Raw genomic sequence first — 19,612 nt, 5'->3', positions numbered from 1 at the left:
CGGACGGACCCGGGGGCCGAGCGGGGTGACGACCGGGTCCGTGGTGCTGTGGTTGCGCAGATGCCCCCGCTCTCCCCTGGGACGTGACGCCGGCGCACGCGTCGGGGGTACAGCGGCAGTACCGCGGGGGCGGTCCGTGCGGACCGCCGGTGCGGTACTACAGGTTGGTGAGGTCCACCGGGATGCGCGGCTCGCAGCCGTCGCGCAGGACGGTGCCCTCGATGAGCCCGTACGGGCGGTCGGCCGCGAAGTAGACCTCGTTGTCGTTCTCGAGGCCGAACGGTTTCAGGTCGACAAGGAAGTGGTGCTTGTTCGGGAGCGAGAAGCGGACCTCGTCGATCTCGCTGCGGTTGTTGATGATCCGCGCGCCCATCTGGTACAGGGTCTGCTGGAGCGAGAGGGAGTAGGTCTCGGCGAAGGCCTGGAGCATGTGCTTCCTGACCTGGTCGTAGGACTTCTCCCAGTTGGGCATCTTCTGCTCGTCGCCCGTCCAGTTGAAGCGCCAGCGGCCGGAGACCTGGGTGGCCAGGATGCGGTCGTACGCCTCCTGGAGCGTCGTGTACTTGTCCTTGACGTAGCCCCAGAACTCGGAGTTCGTCGAGTTCATCACGACCAGGTCCTTCAGGCCCGAGACGACCTCCCAGGTCTCACCGTCGTAGGTGATCTGGGTGACGCGGGTCTCCTGGCCCTTGCGGACGAAGGAGTGCTTGACCTCGTCCGCGCCGATGAACCGGGAGTTGGCGTCCGAGGCCTCGATCCGCTCCCAGGCGTACTCCTCGATCCTGATGCGTGCCCGCTTGATCGGCTCCTGGCTGGTCACGAAGTGCCGGGCCAGATGGATGCCGAACTGCTCGGCGGACTCGATGCCGTACTCCTTGGCGAAGGCGTACACCGTGTTCTTGGTGGTGTCCGTCGGCAGGACGTTCGCGTTGGAGCCCGAGAGGTGGACCTCCTGCATGTCGCCGCTCAGCGCGACGGACACGTTCAGGTCCTTGATGTGGTGCGTGTCGCCGTCGCGGGTGATCTTGACGACGCGGTTCTCGGCCTTGCCGTACTGGTTCTGTCCCAGCATCACAGGGTGAGCGCGGCGGGAATGGTCGGTCATGTCTGCTAGCTCCCTCGATAAACGGAGTAGCCGAACGGGTTGAGCAGCAGCGGTACGTGGTAGTGCTCGCCCGGCCTGACGGCGAAGGTGATCGTCACCTCGGGGAAGAACGTCTCGCTGTCCCGATTCGCGGGGGCGTCCTGCTGCGCATCGGCTTGCTGTGTCGCTGAATCCGACTCGAAGTACTGCTCGACCGCGAAGTCGAGCCGCACGTGGGTCGTGCCCTCCGGCAGCGCCGGAAGGTCCTTGCACCGGCCGTCCTTGTCGGTCGCGGAACCGCCGAGCGCCTGCCAGTGCGCGTCGCGCCCGGCGCGGGCGGCGAGCTGGACGGCGACGCCCTCGGCGGGGCGGCCGACGCTGGTGTCCAGGATGTGGGTGGACACGGAGGCGGTGGTGTCGGTGCTCATGCCTCTTCTTCCTGTACGAGATTGCCGAGCCGGATGCGGTTGATCTTCCCCAGTTCGACGCGGACGATCTCGCGCTCCCGCTCGGCCGAGTTGCCGATCCGCTCCTTGACCGCGTCGCGCATCTGCTCGCCGGTCCGGCCGGTGGCGCAGATGAGGAAGACGTGGCCGAACTTCTCCTGGTAGGCCAGGTTCAGTTCGAGCATCTCCTCCTTGAGTTCCTCGGAGGCGCCGGCCATGCCGCGCTGCTCCCGGGAGGAGGTCGGATCGCCGGGCTTCGGGCGCCCGATGGGCGGGTGCCCGGCCATCGCCTCGGCCAGGTCCGCGTCTGTCAGCTCGGCCATGGCGGCGTCGCTCGCGGCGAACAGGTCGTCGGCGGTGGCGCAGGGGCGGGCGGCGAGCAGCCGCTCGGCCCACGCCTCGGAGGCACAGGCCTCGTGCAGGACGGCGAAGGCCGCGCGCTCCTCCAGGGCGTTGAAGCGGGCGAGGCCGCCAGGTGTCGTACTCGACGTCACGGGAGCCTCCGTGGCCTTGTGCTGGACGGGCTGCGGATTAGCTAACGCCCTCGGAAACACCACGTCAACACTTTGTTGAAAACTTCGGGTTACAAAAACCGCCGCCCGATCGAGCCGGACGGCGGCGGGTGGCGACAAGCGGACCCCTGTCGCCCTGAGACGCGTTTTCGCTGGTCAGGCGTCCTTTTCGCGATTCAGATAGTTGTAGACGGTGAACCGGCTCACGCCGAGCGCGCTCGCCACGGTCTCCACACCGTGCCGCACGGAAAAGGCGCCACGCGCTTCCAGTATGCGCACGATCTCCTGTTTGGCCTTGCGGTCGAGCTCCGCGAGCGGCTTGCCCCGCTTGCGCTCCAGGGCGGCGAGGATGTGATCGAGCGAGTCGGCGAGCTGGGGCAGGCGCACGGCGACGACGTCCGCACCCTCCCAGGACAGCACGACGTCGTCGACTCCGGCCTGCTCGGGCGCCAGCATCTCGCCCCCCATGGCGTCGACCAGCGGCTTGACCGCCGCGACGAAGGGGTCGTCCCCGATTCCGGTCACTTATCACCCTCCCCAGCGGCGCCCACGACGTTCACCTGGAGGGAGACGCGGGTGGCACCCGCCTCCAGAGCCTTGCGCAGCAGATCGTCGACGGCGGTGAGCACGGCGTCCGCACCGCCTTCCGCGGTGTTGCCGAACGGGCCGACGTCCACGGCGTCCAGTTCGGCCGCCTCGATGACCTCTCGGGCGACCAGCGCGTGCCGGGGCGCCTCGTCGAGGTCGAAGGGCTCGGTCGTGAACTCCACTCTCAATCGCACGGGCTCAACCTACTGCGCGCCGCGGGCATCCCGGCAGCCCCCTCGGGCCCGCGTCGGCCACTCGGACGGCTTCGCCATCGGCCCCCCTTGACAAGCCCCGGCACCCGACGGCAATCTTCCATTAAGCAGAAATGAACTTCCGCAATACGGAATTACCTCGAACCGCCGGCCCGGCCGACAGCTCGCAGCTCGGCCGCCAGTACGGAAGGGAGCGCCGACCCCCATGGGATTCGCCGACCAGCGCTTCAACGTCAACCTGTCGATCCTCTTCACGGAACTCCCGCTCCTGGAGCGCCCCGCGGCCGCCGCCGCGGCGGGCTTCACCGCGGTCGAGCTGTGGTGGCCCTGGGTCGACTCCCCCACCCCCGAGCAGTCCGAACTCGACGCCCTGAAGAAGGCGATCGAGGACGCGGGCGTCCGGCTGACGGGGCTGAACTTCTACGCCGGCCGGCTCCCCGGCCCCGACCGGGGCGCCCTGTCGATCCCCGGCGAGGAGTCGGAGAGGTTCCGCGCCAACATCGACGTGGCCGCCGACTTCGCCGGGTCGCTGGGCTGCGGGGCGCTCAACGCCCTGTACGGCAACCGCGTCGAGGGCGTGGACCCCGCCGAGCAGGACGCCCTCGCACTGGAGAACCTGGTCCTCGCGGCCCGGGCCGCGGACCGCATCGGCGCGATCCTCCTCGTCGAGACCCTCAACCGGCCGGAGTCACCGCTCTACCCGCTGGTGACCGCCCCGGCCGGCGTCGGCATCGTCGACAAGGTCAACCGGGCGACCGGCCTCGGCAACGCCAGGTTCCTGATGGACCTGTACCACCTCTCCATGAACGGCGAGGACCTGCCGCAGGTGATCGCCGCCTACGCCGACCGGACCGGCCATGTGCAGATCGCCGACAATCCCGGCCGCGGCGCCCCGGGCACCGGCACCCTCCCGTTGGAGGAGCTCCTCGACCAGCTGGCCAAGGCCGGCTACGAGGGCTGGGTCGGCCTGGAGTACAAGCCGGGTGACCGGCCGAGCGCGGAGGCCTTCGACTGGCTGCCCGCCGCCGCACGGGCCGCCCGCTGAGCGGCACCCCGAACACGCAGCAGAGATCTCAGAGAGGCACCCTCATGAGCAACGGCAACCTCCCCAAGGTGGCCTGGATCGGTCTCGGCATCATGGGCTCGCCCATGTCGGAGAACCTGATCAAGGCCGGGTACGACGTCACCGGTTTCACGCTGGAACAGGACAAGCTGGAGCGCCTGGCCGCCGCGGGCGGCACCGCCGCCGCCTCGATCGCCGAGGCCGTGCGTGACGCCGACGTGGTGATCACGATGGTGCCCGCCTCCCCGCAGGTCGAGGCCATCGCGTACGGTCCCGACGGCATCCTCGACAACGCGCGGTCCGGCGCGCTGCTGGTCGACATGTCCTCGATCACCCCGCAGACCTCGGTCGACCTGGCGAAGGCGGCGAAGGGCAAGGGCATCCGCGTCCTCGACGCCCCCGTGTCCGGCGGCGAGGCCGGCGCGATCGAGGCCGTACTGTCGATCATGGTCGGCGGCGAGCAGACCGACTTCGACGAGGCGGAGCCGATCTTCGAGGCGCTCGGCAGGACCATCGTGCTGTGCGGTCCGCACGGCTCGGGCCAGACGGTGAAGGCGGCCAACCAGCTGATCGTCGCCGTGAACATCCAGGCGTGCGCCGAGGCCGTGGTCTTCCTGGAGAAGTCCGGCGTGGACCTCAAGGCCGCGCTCGACGTCCTCGGCGGCGGCCTCGCGGGCTCCACCGTGCTGGCCCGCAAGAAGGAGAACTTCCTGAACCGCAACTTCAAGCCCGGCTTCCGCATCGACCTGCACCACAAGGACATGGGCATCGTCACGGACGCCGCCCGCACCGTCGGTGCCGCGCTGCCGGTCGGTGCCGTGGTCGCCCAGCTCGTCGCCAGCCTGCGCGCCCAGGGCGACGGCGGCCTGGACCACTCCGCGCTGCTGCGCGCGGTCGAGCGCCTCTCCGGCGCCCAGAGCTGAACCACGGCCGGAAACCGGCCCGGAAACCGGCGGGAGAGCCGGCCGACGACCGGCCGGACCCTGCCCGGGCTCCCCGACTCCCGGGCTCCCCGACTTCCGGGCCCCCGACTTCCGGGCCCCCGACTTCCGGGCTCCCCGACTTCCGGGCCCCTGACTTCCGGGCCGCGGCGGCGCTGACACCTGTCCTGTCGCGCCCAGGCGCCGCCGCGGTCCGGATCTGCCTTCAACAAACTGTTGACGTTCAGTTCGCCCCGAACCTAGGCTCCACCAAGCGGTAGATGTCCACATAGCGGAAGAGGGTTTCCGCTGATCCCGCTGCCCTCTCGTACGGAAGGTCCACGATGTCGAAGCGCGTGCTCACGACCGAGTCCGGCGCCCCTGTCGCCGACAACCAGAACTCCGCCACCGCCGGCGTCGGTGGCCCGCTCCTCCTCCAGGACCAGCACCTCCTGGAGAAGCTCGCCCGGTTCAACCGCGAGCGCATCCCGGAGCGCGTGGTGCACGCCCGCGGCTCCGGTGCCTACGGCCACTTCGAGGTCACGGACGACGTCACCGGCTTCACGCACGCCGACTTCCTGGACACGGTCGGCAAGCGCACCGAGGTCTTCCTGCGCTTCTCGACCGTCGCCGACAACCTCGGCGGGGCGGACGCGGTGCGCGACCCCCGCGGCTTCGCGCTGAAGTTCTACACCGCCGAGGGCAACTACGACCTCGTCGGCAACAACACCCCGGTCTTCTTCATCAAGGACCCCATCAAGTTCCCCGACTTCATCCACTCCCAGAAGCGCGACCCGTTCACGGGCCGGCAGGAGCCGGACAACGTCTGGGACTTCTGGGCGCACGCACCCGAGGCCACGCACCAGGTGACCTGGCTGATGGGCGACCGGGGCATCCCGGCGTCGTACCGCCACATGAACGGCTACGGCTCGCACACCTATCAGTGGACGAACGCCGAGGGCGAGGCCTTCTTCGTCAAGTACCACTTCAAGACGAACCAGGGCGTCCGCAGCCTCTCCACCGAGCAGGCGCAGGAGCTCGCGGGCAAGGACCCCAACTCCCACCAGACGGACCTGCTCCAGGCCATCGAGCGGGGCGTGAACCCGTCCTGGACGCTGTACGCGCAGATCATGCCGGCGGCCGAGGCGGCGGACTACCGCTTCAACCCCTTCGACCTCACCAAGGTGTGGCCGCACAAGGACTACCCGCTCCGGCGCGTGGGCCGACTGGTCCTCGACCGCAACCCCGACAACGTCTTCGCCGAGGTCGAGCAGGCCGCCTTCTCCCCGAACAACTTCGTTCCGGGCATCGGCCCCTCCCCCGACAAGATGCTCCAGGGCCGCCTGTTCGCCTACGCGGACGCGCACCGCTACCGCCTGGGCGTCAACCACACGCAGCTCGCGGTGAACGCGCCGAGGGCCACCACCGCGGACAACTACGGCCGGGACGGCCTCATGGCGTCCAACACGCAGGGCCGCGCCGCGAAGAACTACGAGCCGAACTCCTACGACGGCCCGGCCGAGACCGGCCGCCCGCTCTCGGCCCCGCTCGCGGTCGCCGGGCACACCGGCACCCACGAGGCGCCGCAGCACACCAAGGACGACGACTTCTTCCAGGCCGGAGAGCTGTACCGGCTGATGTCGGCCGAGGAGCGGTCCCGGCTCGTCGCGAACATCGCGGGCGGCCTCGCCCAGGTCTCCCGCGACGACGTCATCGAGAAGAACCTCGCCCACTTCCACGCCGCGGACCCGGAGTACGGCAAGCGGGTGGAGGAGGCGGTCCACGCCCTGCGCGAGGACTGAGAACCCGACTCGCGTACCGCCCTTGACGGGAGGTCAGGACGGTACGCGCAGCCCGCGGTGGATCGAGCGGCCCGGATGAGGGGTGACCGCGCGACAGGCCCGCGGGCGAGGCGAGGACCGCGGCGGCATGCGAGCCAGTGCGGTGGTGAAGGTCCCGGGACCCGCTTCTCGACCTGAGGGAAGAGGCGTCACGGTTCCGTCGCATCCGCCGCGGTCCCAGCCACACCGGCCCACCAGGGCCCCGCCCACTCCGTCCGGCGGCGCGAACGTACTGTCGCGCCCAGCCTCGCGCCGTCGGACGGCAACAGCCCCTGCCCCACCGGCGGAGCGCCGGGTACGGACGGTCCCGTACCCGGCGCTCCGCCGTTCCGTGCGCGGCGGACCGGCCTCCGGGTGCGGATTCCGGCCGCGCGCAGCAGCCTGGGACCATGGAGGCTGACGGCATGGAATTTCCCAGGATCGTGGTGCACACACCGGCGCTGGACGGATCGCGGCGGGTCACCGAGGGCGACCGGGTGCTCGGCATCGCGTACCACCTCGACGACGTGGTCGAGATCCTGCGCCAGGCGGACGTCGACCTCGACGCGATCGAGGTCGAGGAGAGCGACATCATCGAGTGGCAGGGCGGCGGCCCCGACGACTGGCCCGGCCTCTCGGAGCACACGGGCGGTTGAGGCCGGGGGCCGCGGGCACGGCCCGCCGCCCGACACGTGCCGCGAGCCGCGAGCCGAAACGGGCGGCAAACGGACTCCGGACCTACGCAAGCGGGCGTAGAGGGCCTACGGAACCCTCAAATCAACCTCTGAACACGGCCCCGGGGGCTTCTCCTCCCGCCGAATGAGGCACATTCTCGGCACACGGGGCCCGCCGGCACGGGGGCGGCGGGTCCCGAACGGGGGAAGCACGGGGGCACGGGGGAAAGCACCATGAGCGGGAGCGCGGCGGTCGGGCCCAGGCCTCGGACCGTCGCGCTGCTGCGTGCGGGCCCCCACCGGGCCGCGAGGGTCACCGCGCTCGCCCCGCGTCCGCGGGATGCGGCGCCGGGCCGGGCCGGCCCAGGCGGTGCGGCGGGGCGCGAGCGGCCCCGGGCCGACGAAGGTGCCGGCGGTGGAGGCATCGGCTTCACCGTCGACGGGGCCGGCTGGGACTCCGGGGGCGGCTCGTACTGACCGCCCGCGGGTCCTTCAGGAACGGCAGGACGTGCCGCAGGAAGAGGCCCGGGCGTTCGTTGTACGGCTCGTGGGCCGTGGGCAGCAGAACACTCAACGTACCGGCCGGGAGCATGCGTTGGGCACGGCGGCCGTCGAGGAGAGCGGGGACGACCGGGTCACGGCTCCCCCACAGGAGCAGGATCGGCAGATCCAGGGCGGCGGGGTCGGCGATGCCGAACTCCGGGTCGGCGAGACCACGCCAGACGGCGCAGTGCACCGCCAGTCTCCGCTCGTCGTGGGGCAGTTGGCGGACGCGGGCGTACGTCTCCCGGGCGCTCGGCGTGCCGAGCCGCCCCAGATAGGCGCGGGCCAGCGGGACGACCAGCCGGCGGGCACGGGCGGGACGGCCCATCACCTCGCGGCAGAACCAGCGGGTGAACGCGGTGTGCCGGGTGAAGCCGGCCGGGTCGACCAGGACGAGCGCGGCGACCGACGCGGCGCGTGGACCCTCGGCGAGGCGGCAGGCGACATAGCCGCCGACGCTGTTGCCGAGCACGGCGACCTCCCGCACGCCCTGCTCCTCGGCGAGCGCGTCGATCACCCGCTCCGCGACCTCCACCAGCCCCTCGGGGGTGACCCGTCCGGGTTCGGGCGCGGTGGAGTCGCCGTATCCGGGCCAGTCCACGACGAACGTGCGGTACCGGTCGGCGAGGGCGGGCAGCACGGCGTCGAAGTCACGGCCGTCCCCGGGATTGGCGTGCAGAAGCAGCAGCGCGGGGGCGTCGGGCGGGACGGAGGCCCCCTCCGGCCGGGCGCCGGGATACGGGGGGTAGCAGCGTACGGCGATGTCGCCGAGGGGGGTGGGGACGGTCATCCGCATGGGGCGAGCATGCCGGACCCGCCCGCGCCTGGGAACAACGCGCGAGGGCGGCCCATCCCCCGGGGTGGGCCGCCCTCGTGTGCGAACGAGCGCGTTCGTCAGACCTTCAGCGTCCGGATCGCGGTGGGCGCGTGGCCCGGCTCGGTCGCGATCTCCTCGAACTCCATGACGTTCCCGATGTCGTTCGTCCTGCTCATGGCGATGTTGGTGACGCGCTCCAGGATCGCCTCGACGACGACCGGGACCCGGAACTCGGCGGCGAGCTTCTTGGCCTGCTCGAGGGCGGAGCCGAGTTCGCTCGGGTCGGTGACCCGGATCGCCTTGCAGCCGAGGCCCTCGACGACCTTGACGTGGTCGACGCCGTAGACGCCCAGCTCGGGGGAGTTGATGTTCTCGAACTCCAGGTTGACCTGGAAGTTGATGTCCAGGCCGATCTGCGCCTGCCGGATCAGGCCCAAGTAGGCGTTGTTCACCAGGACATGGACGTACGGGATCCTGTGCTGGGCACCGACGGCCAGTTCCTCGATCATGAACTGGAAGTCGTAGTCGCCGGAGAGGGCGACGACCTGCGCGTCCGGGTCGGCCTTGGCGACGCCGAGAGCGGCCGGGATCGTCCAGCCGAGCGGGCCCGCCTGGCCGCAGTTGATCCAGTGGCGCGGCCGGTAGACGTGCAGCATCTGGGCGCCGGCGATCTGCGAGAGGCCGATGGTGGAGACGTACCGGGTCTCCGGTCCGAAGGCCTTGTTCATCTCCTCGTAGACACGCTGCGGCTTGATCGGGATGTCGTCGAAGTGCGTACGGCGCTGGAGCGTGGCCCGCTTCTCCTGCGCGGAGGCGGCCCAGGCGGAGCGGTCGGGCAGCTTGCCGGCCGCCTTCAACTCCCGTGCCACCGCGACGAAGAGCTCCAGGGCGGCCTTCGCGTCGGAGGCGATGCCGTACTCCGGGGCGAAGATCTTGCCGATCTGGGTGGGGTCGATGTCGACGTGCACGAAGGTGCGGCCGGCCGTGTAGACGTCCAGCTTGCCGGTGTGGCGGTTGGCCCAGCGGTTGCCGATGCCGAGGACGAAGTCGGACTCCAGGAAGGTCGCGTTGCCGTAGCGGTGCGAGGTCTGCAGGCCCACCATGCCGGCGTTCAGCTCGTGGTCGTCGGGCAGGATGCCCCAGCCCATGAGCGTCGGGACGACCGGGGTGCCGGTCAACTCGGCGAACTCGACGAGGAGTTCGGCGGCGTCGGCGTTGATGACACCGCCGCCGGCCACGATCAGCGGGCGTTCGGAGGCGTTCAGCAGCCCGATCGCCTTCTCGATCTGGGCGCGGGTCGCGGCGGGCTTGTAGGCCTGGAGCGGCTCGTAGGTCTCGGGGTCGAACTCGATCTCGGTGAGCTGGACATCGATGGGCAGGTCGATGAGGACCGGCCCGGGACGCCCGGAGCGCATGAGGTGGAACGCCTGCTGGAACACGCCGGGAACCTGCGCGGCCTCCAGCACGGTGACGGCCATCTTCGTCACGGGCTTGGCGATCGACGCGATGTCGACGGCCTGGAAATCCTCTTTGTGGATCACCGCGGTCGGTGCCTGGCCGGTGATGCACAGGATCGGGATCGAGTCGCCGGTCGCGGAATAGAGGCCGGTGATCATGTCGGTTCCGGCGGGGCCCGACGTACCGATGCAGACACCGATGTTGCCCGGGTGCGTGCGGGTGTAGCCCTCCGCCATGTGCGAGGCACCCTCGACGTGCCGGGCGAGGGTGTGACTGATCCCGCCGGACGCCTTGAGCGCCGCGTAGAAGGGGTTGATCGCCGCACCCGGGACGCCGAACGCGTCGCTGACGCCCTCGCGCTTGAGGATCTCGACTGCCGCGCGGGCAGCGGTCATACGAGCCATGGAGTACTCCTGCTTCGGCTGTCGGACTCGTGCTCCCGTCGCGCCCCGCGGAGAGCTGAAATTCCGTATTGCGGAAACTAACTTCTACTATCTGGAAGCAATGTAGGCGTCGCGGCAAGGAGCGTCAAGGGCGGGCCCCGCGACGGATCCGCTCGGTGGACGTCACGCCGTTTCGCTGCCGGACGCCGCCCGGCAGGAGGACGATGGACGCGCTGACCCGACGTGACCTCCTGGAGTGGGCCATGGCCGAGAGCGTGCCGGTGCGGTGCCCGGCCTGCCGCCGCGAGCACCTGTACGCGGCCCCGTCCTATCCCTGTGTGTGCGGAGCGCCCGTGACGACCCCGCTCGACCGCCTCGCGGAGCCGACCCCCGTCACTCACCGCGCGTGGGACGAGGACTGGGCCGAGGTCCGCTGCGAGGCGTGCGGCCACGAGACCCAGTGGCCCCACCCGGAACTGGGCTGCCCGTGCGGAACGACGCTGCGGATTCCGGTACGAGGGGTGCGGGCCGTCCACCGGCCGGGCAGGGCGGAGACCACGCCGGGCGCCACCGAGGCCGACACCGCGCGACGCGACGCCACCGACGCATCGGCGCGGGGCGGCGACGGGGGCGACGGGGGCGACGGGGGCGACGGTAGGAACGATGCCGCGAGCAGCCGCCGGGACGGAGGCGGGGCCTGCCGTCCGGACGGAGGCGGGAACAGTCGCCCGGACGACGAGACCGGCCGCCCGGACGGCGGCGAGGACACCCCTCCGGACCGGGGCGAGTCCGACCGTCGGGGCGGCCCGCGTTCCGGAGCCGGCCACAAGGACCGCGACCGGCGCCGAGCCCCGGCCGCCGAGCAGGGCCGGGGTGCCGAAGTCGGTGCGTCGCGGAGTGCCGGGGGGCGTGGGCGTGACGTGTCCCCAGCCCGTCGACCGGCGTTCCAGCCGGTCACCATCCGCACGGCCCGCGACGCCGTCACCGCGGCCGCGCTGTATCTGCGCTGGCTGGGCTACCGCGACATCCGGCGCGCGGACCAGCGGCCCCCGTCCGGGATCGGGCTCGCCGCGCGCGGCATCCTGGCCCAGGTGGTCCCCACCGTGCGGCCGGTTTCACTGCGCGACGTGGAGTGCCTGTGGCTGACGGCCATGACGGAGTCGTCGGACTGCGTGTTCTTCTCCCTGGCGGGCTACGCCGACGACGCCCGCGCCCGCGCCGACACTCTCGGCGTCCCCCTGTTCGTCCTTGACCTCACAGGCACACCGCAGCCGGTGAACAGCCCGGCCGACGACCTCGTCGCCGTCGCGGGCTGACCACCGGACACAGGCACAGGCACGGACACGGACACGAGCCCGGACACGGACACAGGCACGGACCCGGTCACGAGCCCGGACACGGACAGCGAGCGCGTCTACTCCGCGTACGTCTCCCGCAGTTCGATCTTCCGCACCTTCCCCGACACCGTCATCGGGAAGGCCTCCAGGACGCGCAGCCGGCTGGGGATCTTGTAGTGGGCCAGCCGGCCCTCGCAGAAGGCGCGCAGCTCGTCGAGGGTGAGGGGGTCGGCCGGATCACGCGGGATGACGCAGGCGAGCACTTCCTCGCCGTAGCGCTCGTGGGGGATGCCGACCACCTGGACGTCGGCGATCTTCGGGTGGGCGTACAGGAACTCCTCGATCTCGCGCGGGTAGATGTTCTCCCCGCCGCGGATGATCATGTCCTTGATGCGGCCGACGATCTCCACATAGCCGTCCTCGCGCATCATCGCCAGGTCCCCGGTGTGCATCCAGCGCCCGGGGTCGACGGCCTCGGCGGTCTTCTCGGGTTCGTTCCAGTAGCCGAGCATGACGCTGTACCCGCGGGTGCACAGTTCTCCGGCGCTGCCGCGCGGGCGGGTCACGCCGTCCACCGGGTCGACGACCTTGACCTCCAGATGCGGCAGGACCCGGCCGACCGTGCCCGTACGGTGTTCCAGGTCGTCCTCGCGGCGCGTCTGGAGCGAGACGGGCGAGGTCTCCGTCATGCCGTAACAGATCGAGACCTCCTCCATGTGCATCTCGGCGACCACCCGCTTCATCACCTCGACCGGGCAGGGCGAGCCCGCCATGATGCCGGTGCGCAGGGTGGACAGGTCGTACGTCGCGAAGTCGGGGAGGTTCAGCTCCGCGATGAACATGGTGGGGACGCCGTAGAGCGAGGTGCACCGCTCCTGCTCCACGGCCTTCAGCGTCGCCGCCGGGTCGAACGACGGAGCGGGGATGACCATGCACGCGCCGTGCGAAGTGGCGGCCAGATTCCCCATGACCATGCCGAAACAGTGGTAGAACGGCACGGGGATGCAGACCCGGTCCTGCTCGGAGTAGGCGATCGACTCACCGACGAAATAACCGTTGTTGAGGATGTTGTGGTGGGAGAGCGTGGCCCCCTTCGGGAAGCCTGTCGTCCCCGAGGTGTACTGGATGTTGATGGGGTCGTCGCAGGACAGCTCGCTCCCGCGGGCGTGGAGATCCTCGTACAGGTCAGGGGTTCCACGCCTCAGCAGCGCGTCCCAGCTCGGGTCCCCGATGTAGACGGTCTCCCTCAACTGCGGGCACCTGCCGCGCACTTCCTCGACCATCGCCCGGTAGTCACTGGTCTTGTGACTGAGGGAGGCGAAGAGCAGCGAGATGCCGGCCTGATCGAGGACGTACGCGACCTCGTGGGTGCGGTAGGCCGGATTGATGTTCACCATGATCGCGCCGATGCGGGCGGTGGCGTACTGGACGAGCACCCACTCCGGGCAGTTGACCGCCCAGATGCCCACCCGGTCGCCCTTGGCGATGCCGGCGGCGAGCAGCGCGCACGCCAACTGGTCGACCTCGGCGCCGAATCGGGCGTAGGTCCAGCGCCGTCCGGAGGGCACGTCGACGAGCGCCTCGCGGTCCGGCCAGGCCCGCACAGCGCGGTCGAGATTGGCCCCGATGGTGTCGCCGAGCAGCGCCGTGCCGCTCGTCCCGTGCGCGTACGACAGCTCACTCACCGGAAGTCCTCCTCGCGGTACTCGGCGTCCGAGCCGGCGGCCGTGGCCTCGCGCAGCTCGATCCGGCGGATCTTGCCGGAGACGGTCTTGGGCAGCTCGCCGAACTCCAGGCGGCGGATGCGTTTGTACGGAGCGAGCACCGAACGGGCGTGCTCGAAGAGCAGCTTGGCGGTGTCGGGGCCCGGCTCGTACCCGGCCGCGAGGACGATGTACGCCTTCGGCACGGCGAGGCGCAGTTCGTCGGGGGCCGGGACCACGGCGGCCTCGGCGACCGCCTCGTGCTCCAGGAGCGCGCTCTCCAGCTCGAAGGGCGAGATCTTGTAGTCGGAGGCCTTGAACACGTCGTCGCTCCGGCCGACGTAGGTGATGTAGCCGTCGGCGTCGCGAGCGCCGATGTCACCGGTGCGGTAGTAGCCGCCCGCCATCGCCTCCGCCGTACGGTCGGGGTCGCCGTGGTAGCCGGTCATCAGGCCCACGGGGTGCGCGGACAGGTCGAGGGCGATCTCCCCCTCCACGGCTCCGGGCGCGCCCGACACCGGATCGAGCAGTTCGACGCGAAAGCCGGGACTGGGCCGGCCCATGGAGCCGGTCTTGAGCTGCTGGCCGGGGCTGTTGGACACCTGGACGGCGGTCTCCGTCTGCCCGAAGCCGTCCCGGATGGTGACGCCCCAGGAGCGCCGGACCTGCTCGATGACCTCGGGGTTCAGCGGCTCGCCCGCGGCGACGGCCTCGCGCGGCGGGGTGTCCAGCCGGCTCAGATCGGCCTGGATCAGCATGCGCCACACGGTGGGCGGGGCGCAGAAGGTGGTGACGCCGGCCCGGTCCATCTCCGCCATCAGGCGGCTCGCGTCGAAACGCGTGTAGTTGTACAGGAAGACGGTCGCCTCCGCGTTCCACGGCGCGAAGAGATTCGACCAGGCGTGTTTGGCCCAGCCGGGCGAGGAGATGTTCAGGTGCACGTCTCCGGGCTTGAGGCCGATCCAGTACATGGTGGCCAGGTGACCGATCGGGTACGAGACGTGGGTGTGCTCCACCAGTTTGGGGCGGGCGGTGGTGCCCGAGGTGAAGTAGAGCATCAGCGGATCGTCGGCGTGGGTGGGTCCGTCCGGCTCGAAGGCGGCATCGGCGGCGGCCGTCTCCTCGTACGCCTGCCAGCCGGGCCGGGTGCCGCCGACCGCGATGCGCGTGTAGCGGCCGGGCACCTCGTCGAACTTCGCGGTGTCCTCGGCCCGGACGACGACGTGCCGCACCTGGCCGCGCTCGACCCGGTCGGCCAGGTCGGCGGCGCCGAGCAGCGGGGTGGCCGGGATGACGACGGCGCGCAGTTTCATCGCGGCGAGTGCCGTCTCCCACAGCTCGACCTGGTTGCCGAGCATGACGAGGATGCGGTCCTCGGCGCGCACGCCCCGGTCGCGCAGCCAGTTGGCCACCCGGTCGGAGCGCTCGGCCATCGCGGCGAACGAGACCTCGACGCGATCGCCGTGCTCCTCGACGATGTGCAGGGCGGTGCGGTCGTTGTCCCGCGCGATGACGTCGAACCAGTCGAGCGCCCAGTTGAAGTGTTCCGGGCGGGGCCAGCTGAAGCCCTCGTAGGCCTTGATGTAGTCCGCGCGGTGGTCCAGCAGGAAGTCCCGCGCGGCGCGGAACTCGTCCGTCGCACCCGTCGTCGCCGTCATGTGTCCTCCTCGTTGCCGGACCGCCGCCTACCATCGTGTATTCCGTGATGCAGGTCTCACCACCCCCGAACGGGGGGTGCGCCGCGATGAAGGGGCGAGCAGGTGGCAGCAGACACAGCCGAGGCAGGGGAGATGCGGGGCGCGCTGGTGCGGTTGCGACGCGCGACGGGGCTGCCGGTCGCGTTCGGCGGCCTGGTCGACTCCGGCGGCCGGCTGGTGCGCATCAGCGAACTGAGCGGTACGGCGACGCCCGCGCTCAGCGCGCTGGCCGTCTCCTCCGGCAACGGCCTGGGCGGCAAGGCGGTGGCCCTCGCCCGGCCGTGCACGGTGAGCGACTACTCGGCATCGCGGCAGATCAGCCACGAGTACGACGTGGCGGTGGCGAGGGAGGGGCTCCGTTCCGTGCTCGCGGTTCCGGTCGTCGTACGGCGCCGGGTGCGTGGTGTGCTGTACGGCGCCCTGCGGACGGCCCAGCCCCTGGGCGACCGCACGCTGGGGGCGGCCGTCGCGGCGGCCCGTGACGTGGAGCAGGCGCTCGTCGTCCGGGACGAGGCCCGCGGTCTCCTCGCCCTCGCCCATGAGCCCGGCCCGGCGACGGGAGGCGCGGCGTGGGAGGAGGTGCGTGAGGCGCACGGGGCACTGCGGGCGCTGGCCCCACGGATCGCCGACCCCGCGCTGCGGGCCGAACTCCTCTCCGTGTGCGGCCGGTTGGCCGACGCGGCGGCACCCTCCACGGGGGCCGCGCACGAGGTCGGACTCGCTCCCCGTGAGGTGGACGTCCTCGCCTGTGTCGCCGCGGGCGCGACCAACGCGGCCGCGGCCGAGCGGCTCGGGCTCCGTCCGGAGACCGTGAAGGGGTATCTGCGCTCGGCGATGCGCAGGCTCGGCGCGCACACCCGTCTGGAGGCGGTCGTCGCCGCGCGCCGGGCCGGTCTGCTGCCGTAGCGGACCATCTCTCCTGGCGCTTCTCATTCAATCCGCCGGGCCTTGAAATGAGTTATGCGCGGCCGCTGTTATTTCCCTCACCACCCCGACTGTCCGAAATTCAAAGAGACATTGCCTAACATTGGCCCGGACACGACACACGAGGGGAGCGGTGACCGTGCGAGGGGACTTCAGGGAACCTGCGAGACCGCGCCCCGACCTGGTCATCGGCCGGGAGGAACTCTTCGCGGGGGCACGCGAGCAGCTCTCCGACGGCGGCAGTGTGCTCGTGCACGGGCCGGCGGGAATAGGAAAGTCGACCGTCCTGCGGGCGTTGGCCGCGGAATGCGCCGAATCGGCACGGACCGTCTTGCGCTGCTCGGCCACCGAGTCCGAATCCCATCTTCCCTTCCTCGCGCTGGCCGACCTCCTCGGTCTGGTCGTCGACGAGATCGCCGACCGGCTGCCCGCCCCGCAGCGCACCGCCCTGGAGTCGGCGCTCACCGGCCGCGGCGAATCCACCCTCCAGCGCGACGGTCTCGCGCTGCGTCTCGCGGTGCTGTCGGCGTTCCGTGCCCTGGCCGCCCAGGGGCCGGTGCTGATCGTCGCCGACGACCTGCAGTGGCTCGACCCGGCCAGCGCCGAACTGCTCGGCTTCGCCGCCCGCAGGCTCGGCGGAACGCCGGTCCGCATGCTGTGCGCCGTCCGCACGGACACCGAACCGGGCTCACGGGACCACGATCGCTATCTACGCGCGTCCCCGCCGGAGACCCTGGCCCTGCGGGTCGCCCCGCTGGCCCGCGCCCATGTGGCCGAACTCCTCGGACAACGCGGCTACACCGGCCTGCCCCGCTCCACCGTGCGCGACATCCACCGCACCAGCGGCGGCAACCCGCTCTTCGCCCTGGAGCTGGGCCGCGCCCTCGCCGAGTCCCCGACCCCGCCGAGCCCGGGCGAACCGCTGCCCGTGCCGACGTCCCTGCGCGCGCTCGTCCTCAGCCGCCTGGACATGCTGTCCGCCGAGGCCCGCCGCACCCTGCTGGTGGTGAGCGCGGGAGCCCGCCCGACCCTGGCCCTGCTGCACGCCGCGGGCCGGGAGAACGCCGAGGCCGTCACGGCGTCGGCCGCCGCCCTCGGACTCCTCGCCACCGAACGCGAGACGCCCGGCATCCGGTTCGCACACCCCCTCGTCTCGGCCGCCCTGTACGCGGAGGCCGACGCCCAGGAGCGGCGCGCCGCGCACGCCGCGCTGTCCCGCGCGGCCTCCGACCCCATCGAACGGGCCCGGCACCTCGCCCTCGCCACCACCGGCACGGACCCGGCGGTCGCCGCCCGGCTCGGCGAGGCCGCGGCCGCAGCCCGCGACCGCGGGGCGCCCTCCGTCGCCGTCGGTCTCGGGCTGCTCGCCGCCCGGCACACACCGGCCGACACCCTGCCGGGACCGGACGAACGGCGCCTGCAGGCGGCCGAGGACGCGCTGACGGCCGGGGAGACGGACCTCGCACGCGACATCGCGCGCCAGGTGCTGTCCCGGGCCACCGCCCCCGCCGACCGGGTCCGGGCCTGGATGGTCGTCGTCGACGCCGCCGGGCAGGCCATGGCCGAGATCGACGCCGTCTTCCCGCAGGCGCTCGCCGACGCGGGTGACGACCCCGGCCTGGTCGCCCTCGTCCGCTACCAACTCGCCTGGCGGGCCCTGCTCATGGACGGCGAGATGGCCAAGGCCCGTGAGGAGGCCGCCCGGGCGGCGCGGCTCGCGGCCCGTGCCGGGGACCGGCGCACCGAACTCCTCGCGCTGGGCTTCCAGGCGCAGATGGAGACCCTGATGGGGCATCCGGACGCGCCGTCGACCATCCAGCGGGCGCTGCGCGAGCCGCAGGACCCCCGCGTCGCCTGCGACCACAACGGCGCCGGAGCCGCCCGCTTCCGCTGGCTCATCATGAGCGACCGGCTCGCCGAGGCCCGTACGGCCATCACCGCACTGCTGCGCGAGGTGCAGCGGCGCGGCATGGTCGAGAGCGAACTGCACTTCCTGCGCGGCCTCGCCGAGACCGAGCTGCGCTCCGGTCACTGCGGCCGCGCCCTCGACCTGGCCCGGGAGAGCCTCAGGCTGGCCCGCGACACCGGCATCGGCGAGGCGGCCACCGCCATGTTCACCTCGCTCGCCGAGGCGGCGGGCGGTGACGTGGACCGGGCGCTCGCCCTCGCCCACGAGGCCGTGGACCGCGCCGAGGAGGACGGCGACCTGGTGTATCTCTCGCGCGCCCTGGGCGCCCTCGGGCACGCCCAGCTGGTCGCCGGGGACGCGTCGGCCGCGGTCCACTCCCTGCGCCGGGTCAGGGAGCTGGAGGAGGGACTCGGTGTCGTCGACCCCGCCCGCGGCCGCTGGCACGGGGACCTCGCCGAGGCACTGGTCAGGATCGGTGAGATCGTGGAGGCGCAGGACGTCATCGACGTGACCCGCCGGCGCGCTCTGCGGCTGGAACGCGAGAGCGTCCTCGCGGTGCTCGACCGCGCCGAGGCCCTGGTCCGCGCCGCGCGGGGGGAACAGGGGCCCGCCGAACGCCAGTTGGCGTCCGCGCAGGACCGCCTCGGCAAACTGGGCTACGGCCTGGAGGAGGCCCGCGCCGCGTACGCCCTCGCCGGTCTGCGTACCCTCCCCCACGCTCCCGGCTCCGCCCGCCCCGTCCCGGGACCCACCTCCTACGACGAGGCTGCCCGGTTGTTCCGCCGGTGCCGTGCGCTGCCCTGGCTCCGTCGGGTCGAGGCGGCGTCCACGCCCCCTCCGGCCGCGCCGCCCCTCGCCTCCGCCGCCCTCGACACCCTCGCCGCGACCGAGCGCCAGGTCGCCGCCCTGGTCATGGAGGGCGCCACCAACCGCGAGATCGCCGCGCGCCTGTTCATCAGCGTCAAGACGGTGGAGGCCACCCTCACCCGGGTGTACCGGAAGCTGGGGATACGCTCCCGGGTGGACATCGTGCGGCTCGCGGCGGAACGCAGGCCCGACTGAACGCAGTCCCGGCCGACGACCGCGAACGGTGGCCCGGTGAGACTCCGCGGCGGGGCGCAACGAAGCCGAGGGGACGCCAGGGCGGGGCGGCTCGGGTCCGGTTGGGCCACGGGGCGATGTCCGCGCCGGGCCGGCTGGGCTCCGGAGCAGGACGGCCGGAGTCGGAAAGCGTCCAGGGCGGCGCTTCGAACTCGGGCGGGCTCCGGCGCGGGCCGTTCGGAACCGGTCGGGCACCAGGACGCTGCCGCTCGGAACCAGGTGGGCACCGGGACGCTGCCGTTCAGAGCCCGTGAGGCTCCGGAGTAGGCCAGTCGGCCTCGGTGAGGGTCCGGGTCGGGGCCGCTCGCTTCGGCTGAATGGACGTCAGCGGGCGTGGCGCCCGGGCCGGGAGCAACCGGGCGGTGCCCGTGTCAAACACGGCTCGCCCCGGGCAAGGGTTTTCCCTCCCCCACGCCCACTA

The 19,612-nt window shown here is 71.8% G+C and carries 16 protein-coding genes; 7 read left to right on the top strand and 9 right to left on the bottom strand.

Annotation, left to right across the window (positions count from 1 at the left end; genetic code table 11):
• Positions 1-157 precede the first annotated feature (157 nt).
• The 5 genes from pucL to OG788_RS34430 form a co-directional block, all read right to left on the bottom strand.
• Complete coding sequence (pucL, locus tag OG788_RS34450; RefSeq protein ID WP_351536479.1) at positions 158-1,105, bottom strand: factor-independent urate hydroxylase; 948 nt, start codon at positions 1,103-1,105, stop codon at positions 158-160.
• 5 nt (positions 1,106-1,110) lie between these two features.
• Positions 1,111-1,512, bottom strand: coding sequence for a hydroxyisourate hydrolase (gene uraH / locus OG788_RS34445; RefSeq protein WP_351536481.1), 402 nt, complete (start codon positions 1,510-1,512; stop codon positions 1,111-1,113).
• On the bottom strand, positions 1,509-2,024 hold the full coding sequence (gene uraD, locus OG788_RS34440; protein ID WP_406375001.1) for a 2-oxo-4-hydroxy-4-carboxy-5-ureidoimidazoline decarboxylase: 516 nt from the start codon (positions 2,022-2,024) through the stop codon (positions 1,509-1,511). Before uraD ends, uraH begins: the two co-directional genes overlap by 4 nt.
• A 174-nt stretch (positions 2,025-2,198) precedes the next feature.
• Complete coding sequence (locus OG788_RS34435) at positions 2,199-2,567, bottom strand: helix-turn-helix domain-containing protein (protein WP_351536487.1); 369 nt, start codon at positions 2,565-2,567, stop codon at positions 2,199-2,201.
• A complete protein-coding gene (locus tag OG788_RS34430) occupies positions 2,564-2,824 on the bottom strand; it encodes a hypothetical protein (RefSeq protein WP_266763717.1) in 261 nt (86 codons plus the stop codon). The genes OG788_RS34435 and OG788_RS34430 overlap by 4 nt, the downstream gene beginning before the upstream one ends.
• A gap of 223 nt (positions 2,825-3,047) precedes the next feature.
• On the opposite strand from OG788_RS34430, the gene OG788_RS34425 reads away from it, so the two are divergent.
• From OG788_RS34425 to OG788_RS34410, 4 genes are all read left to right on the top strand, one after another.
• Positions 3,048-3,887, top strand: a complete 840-nt coding sequence (locus tag OG788_RS34425) for a TIM barrel protein (protein WP_356758931.1) — start codon at positions 3,048-3,050, stop codon at positions 3,885-3,887.
• Between the two features lie 44 nt (positions 3,888-3,931).
• Positions 3,932-4,828, top strand: coding sequence for a 2-hydroxy-3-oxopropionate reductase (locus tag OG788_RS34420; RefSeq protein ID WP_406375000.1), 897 nt, complete (start codon positions 3,932-3,934; stop codon positions 4,826-4,828).
• Between the two features lie 341 nt (positions 4,829-5,169).
• Positions 5,170-6,627 carry a catalase gene (locus tag OG788_RS34415; protein ID WP_406374999.1) on the top strand — a complete coding sequence of 486 codons (1,458 nt, stop codon included), beginning with the start codon at positions 5,170-5,172 and terminating at the stop codon, positions 6,625-6,627.
• 443 nt (positions 6,628-7,070) lie between these two features.
• Entirely contained in the window at positions 7,071-7,301 is a 231-nt protein-coding gene (locus OG788_RS34410; RefSeq protein WP_351536499.1) for a hypothetical protein, read from the top strand.
• Between the two features lie 448 nt (positions 7,302-7,749).
• Here OG788_RS34410 and OG788_RS34405 read toward each other — a convergent pair whose 3' ends face one another.
• Both OG788_RS34405 and gcl read right to left on the bottom strand, forming a co-directional pair.
• Entirely contained in the window at positions 7,750-8,658 is a 909-nt protein-coding gene (locus OG788_RS34405; protein ID WP_406374998.1) for an alpha/beta fold hydrolase, read from the bottom strand.
• Between the two features lie 98 nt (positions 8,659-8,756).
• Positions 8,757-10,541, bottom strand: coding sequence for a glyoxylate carboligase (gene gcl, locus OG788_RS34400; RefSeq protein WP_406374997.1), 1,785 nt, complete (start codon positions 10,539-10,541; stop codon positions 8,757-8,759).
• 455 nt (positions 10,542-10,996) lie between these two features.
• On the opposite strand from gcl, the gene OG788_RS34395 reads away from it, so the two are divergent.
• Positions 10,997-11,836 (top strand): hypothetical protein, encoded by an 840-nt coding sequence (locus tag OG788_RS34395; RefSeq protein WP_406376923.1) that lies wholly within the window; start codon positions 10,997-10,999, stop codon positions 11,834-11,836.
• A 98-nt stretch (positions 11,837-11,934) separates the two neighbouring features.
• Here the strand turns inward: OG788_RS34395 and OG788_RS34390 are convergent, their stop codons facing one another.
• A complete protein-coding gene (locus tag OG788_RS34390) occupies positions 11,935-13,542 on the bottom strand; it encodes an AMP-binding protein (protein ID WP_406374996.1) in 1,608 nt (535 codons plus the stop codon).
• On the bottom strand, positions 13,539-15,218 hold the full coding sequence (locus tag OG788_RS34385) for an AMP-binding protein (RefSeq protein WP_406374995.1): 1,680 nt from the start codon (positions 15,216-15,218) through the stop codon (positions 13,539-13,541). The genes OG788_RS34390 and OG788_RS34385 overlap by 4 nt, the downstream gene beginning before the upstream one ends.
• Before the next feature lie 132 nt (positions 15,219-15,350).
• Here OG788_RS34385 and OG788_RS34380 point away from each other — a divergent pair, with 132 nt between their 5' ends.
• Together OG788_RS34380 and OG788_RS34375 are read left to right on the top strand one after the other, a co-directional pair.
• The gene (locus tag OG788_RS34380; RefSeq protein ID WP_406376922.1) at positions 15,351-16,163 is read left to right on the top strand and encodes a response regulator transcription factor; all 813 of its coding nucleotides are present in this window, start codon (positions 15,351-15,353) and stop codon (positions 16,161-16,163) included.
• A gap of 151 nt (positions 16,164-16,314) precedes the next feature.
• A complete protein-coding gene (locus OG788_RS34375; protein WP_406374994.1) occupies positions 16,315-19,152 on the top strand; it encodes an AAA family ATPase in 2,838 nt (945 codons plus the stop codon).
• Positions 19,153-19,612 lie beyond the last annotated feature (460 nt).

It is taken from the genome of Streptomyces sp. NBC_00647 (genome assembly GCF_045207245.1).
Lineage (GTDB): Bacteria > Actinomycetota > Actinomycetes > Streptomycetales > Streptomycetaceae > Streptomyces.
The sequence above is the reverse complement of the archived record's forward strand: the minus strand, read 5'-3'. Positions and strand labels throughout refer to the sequence as shown.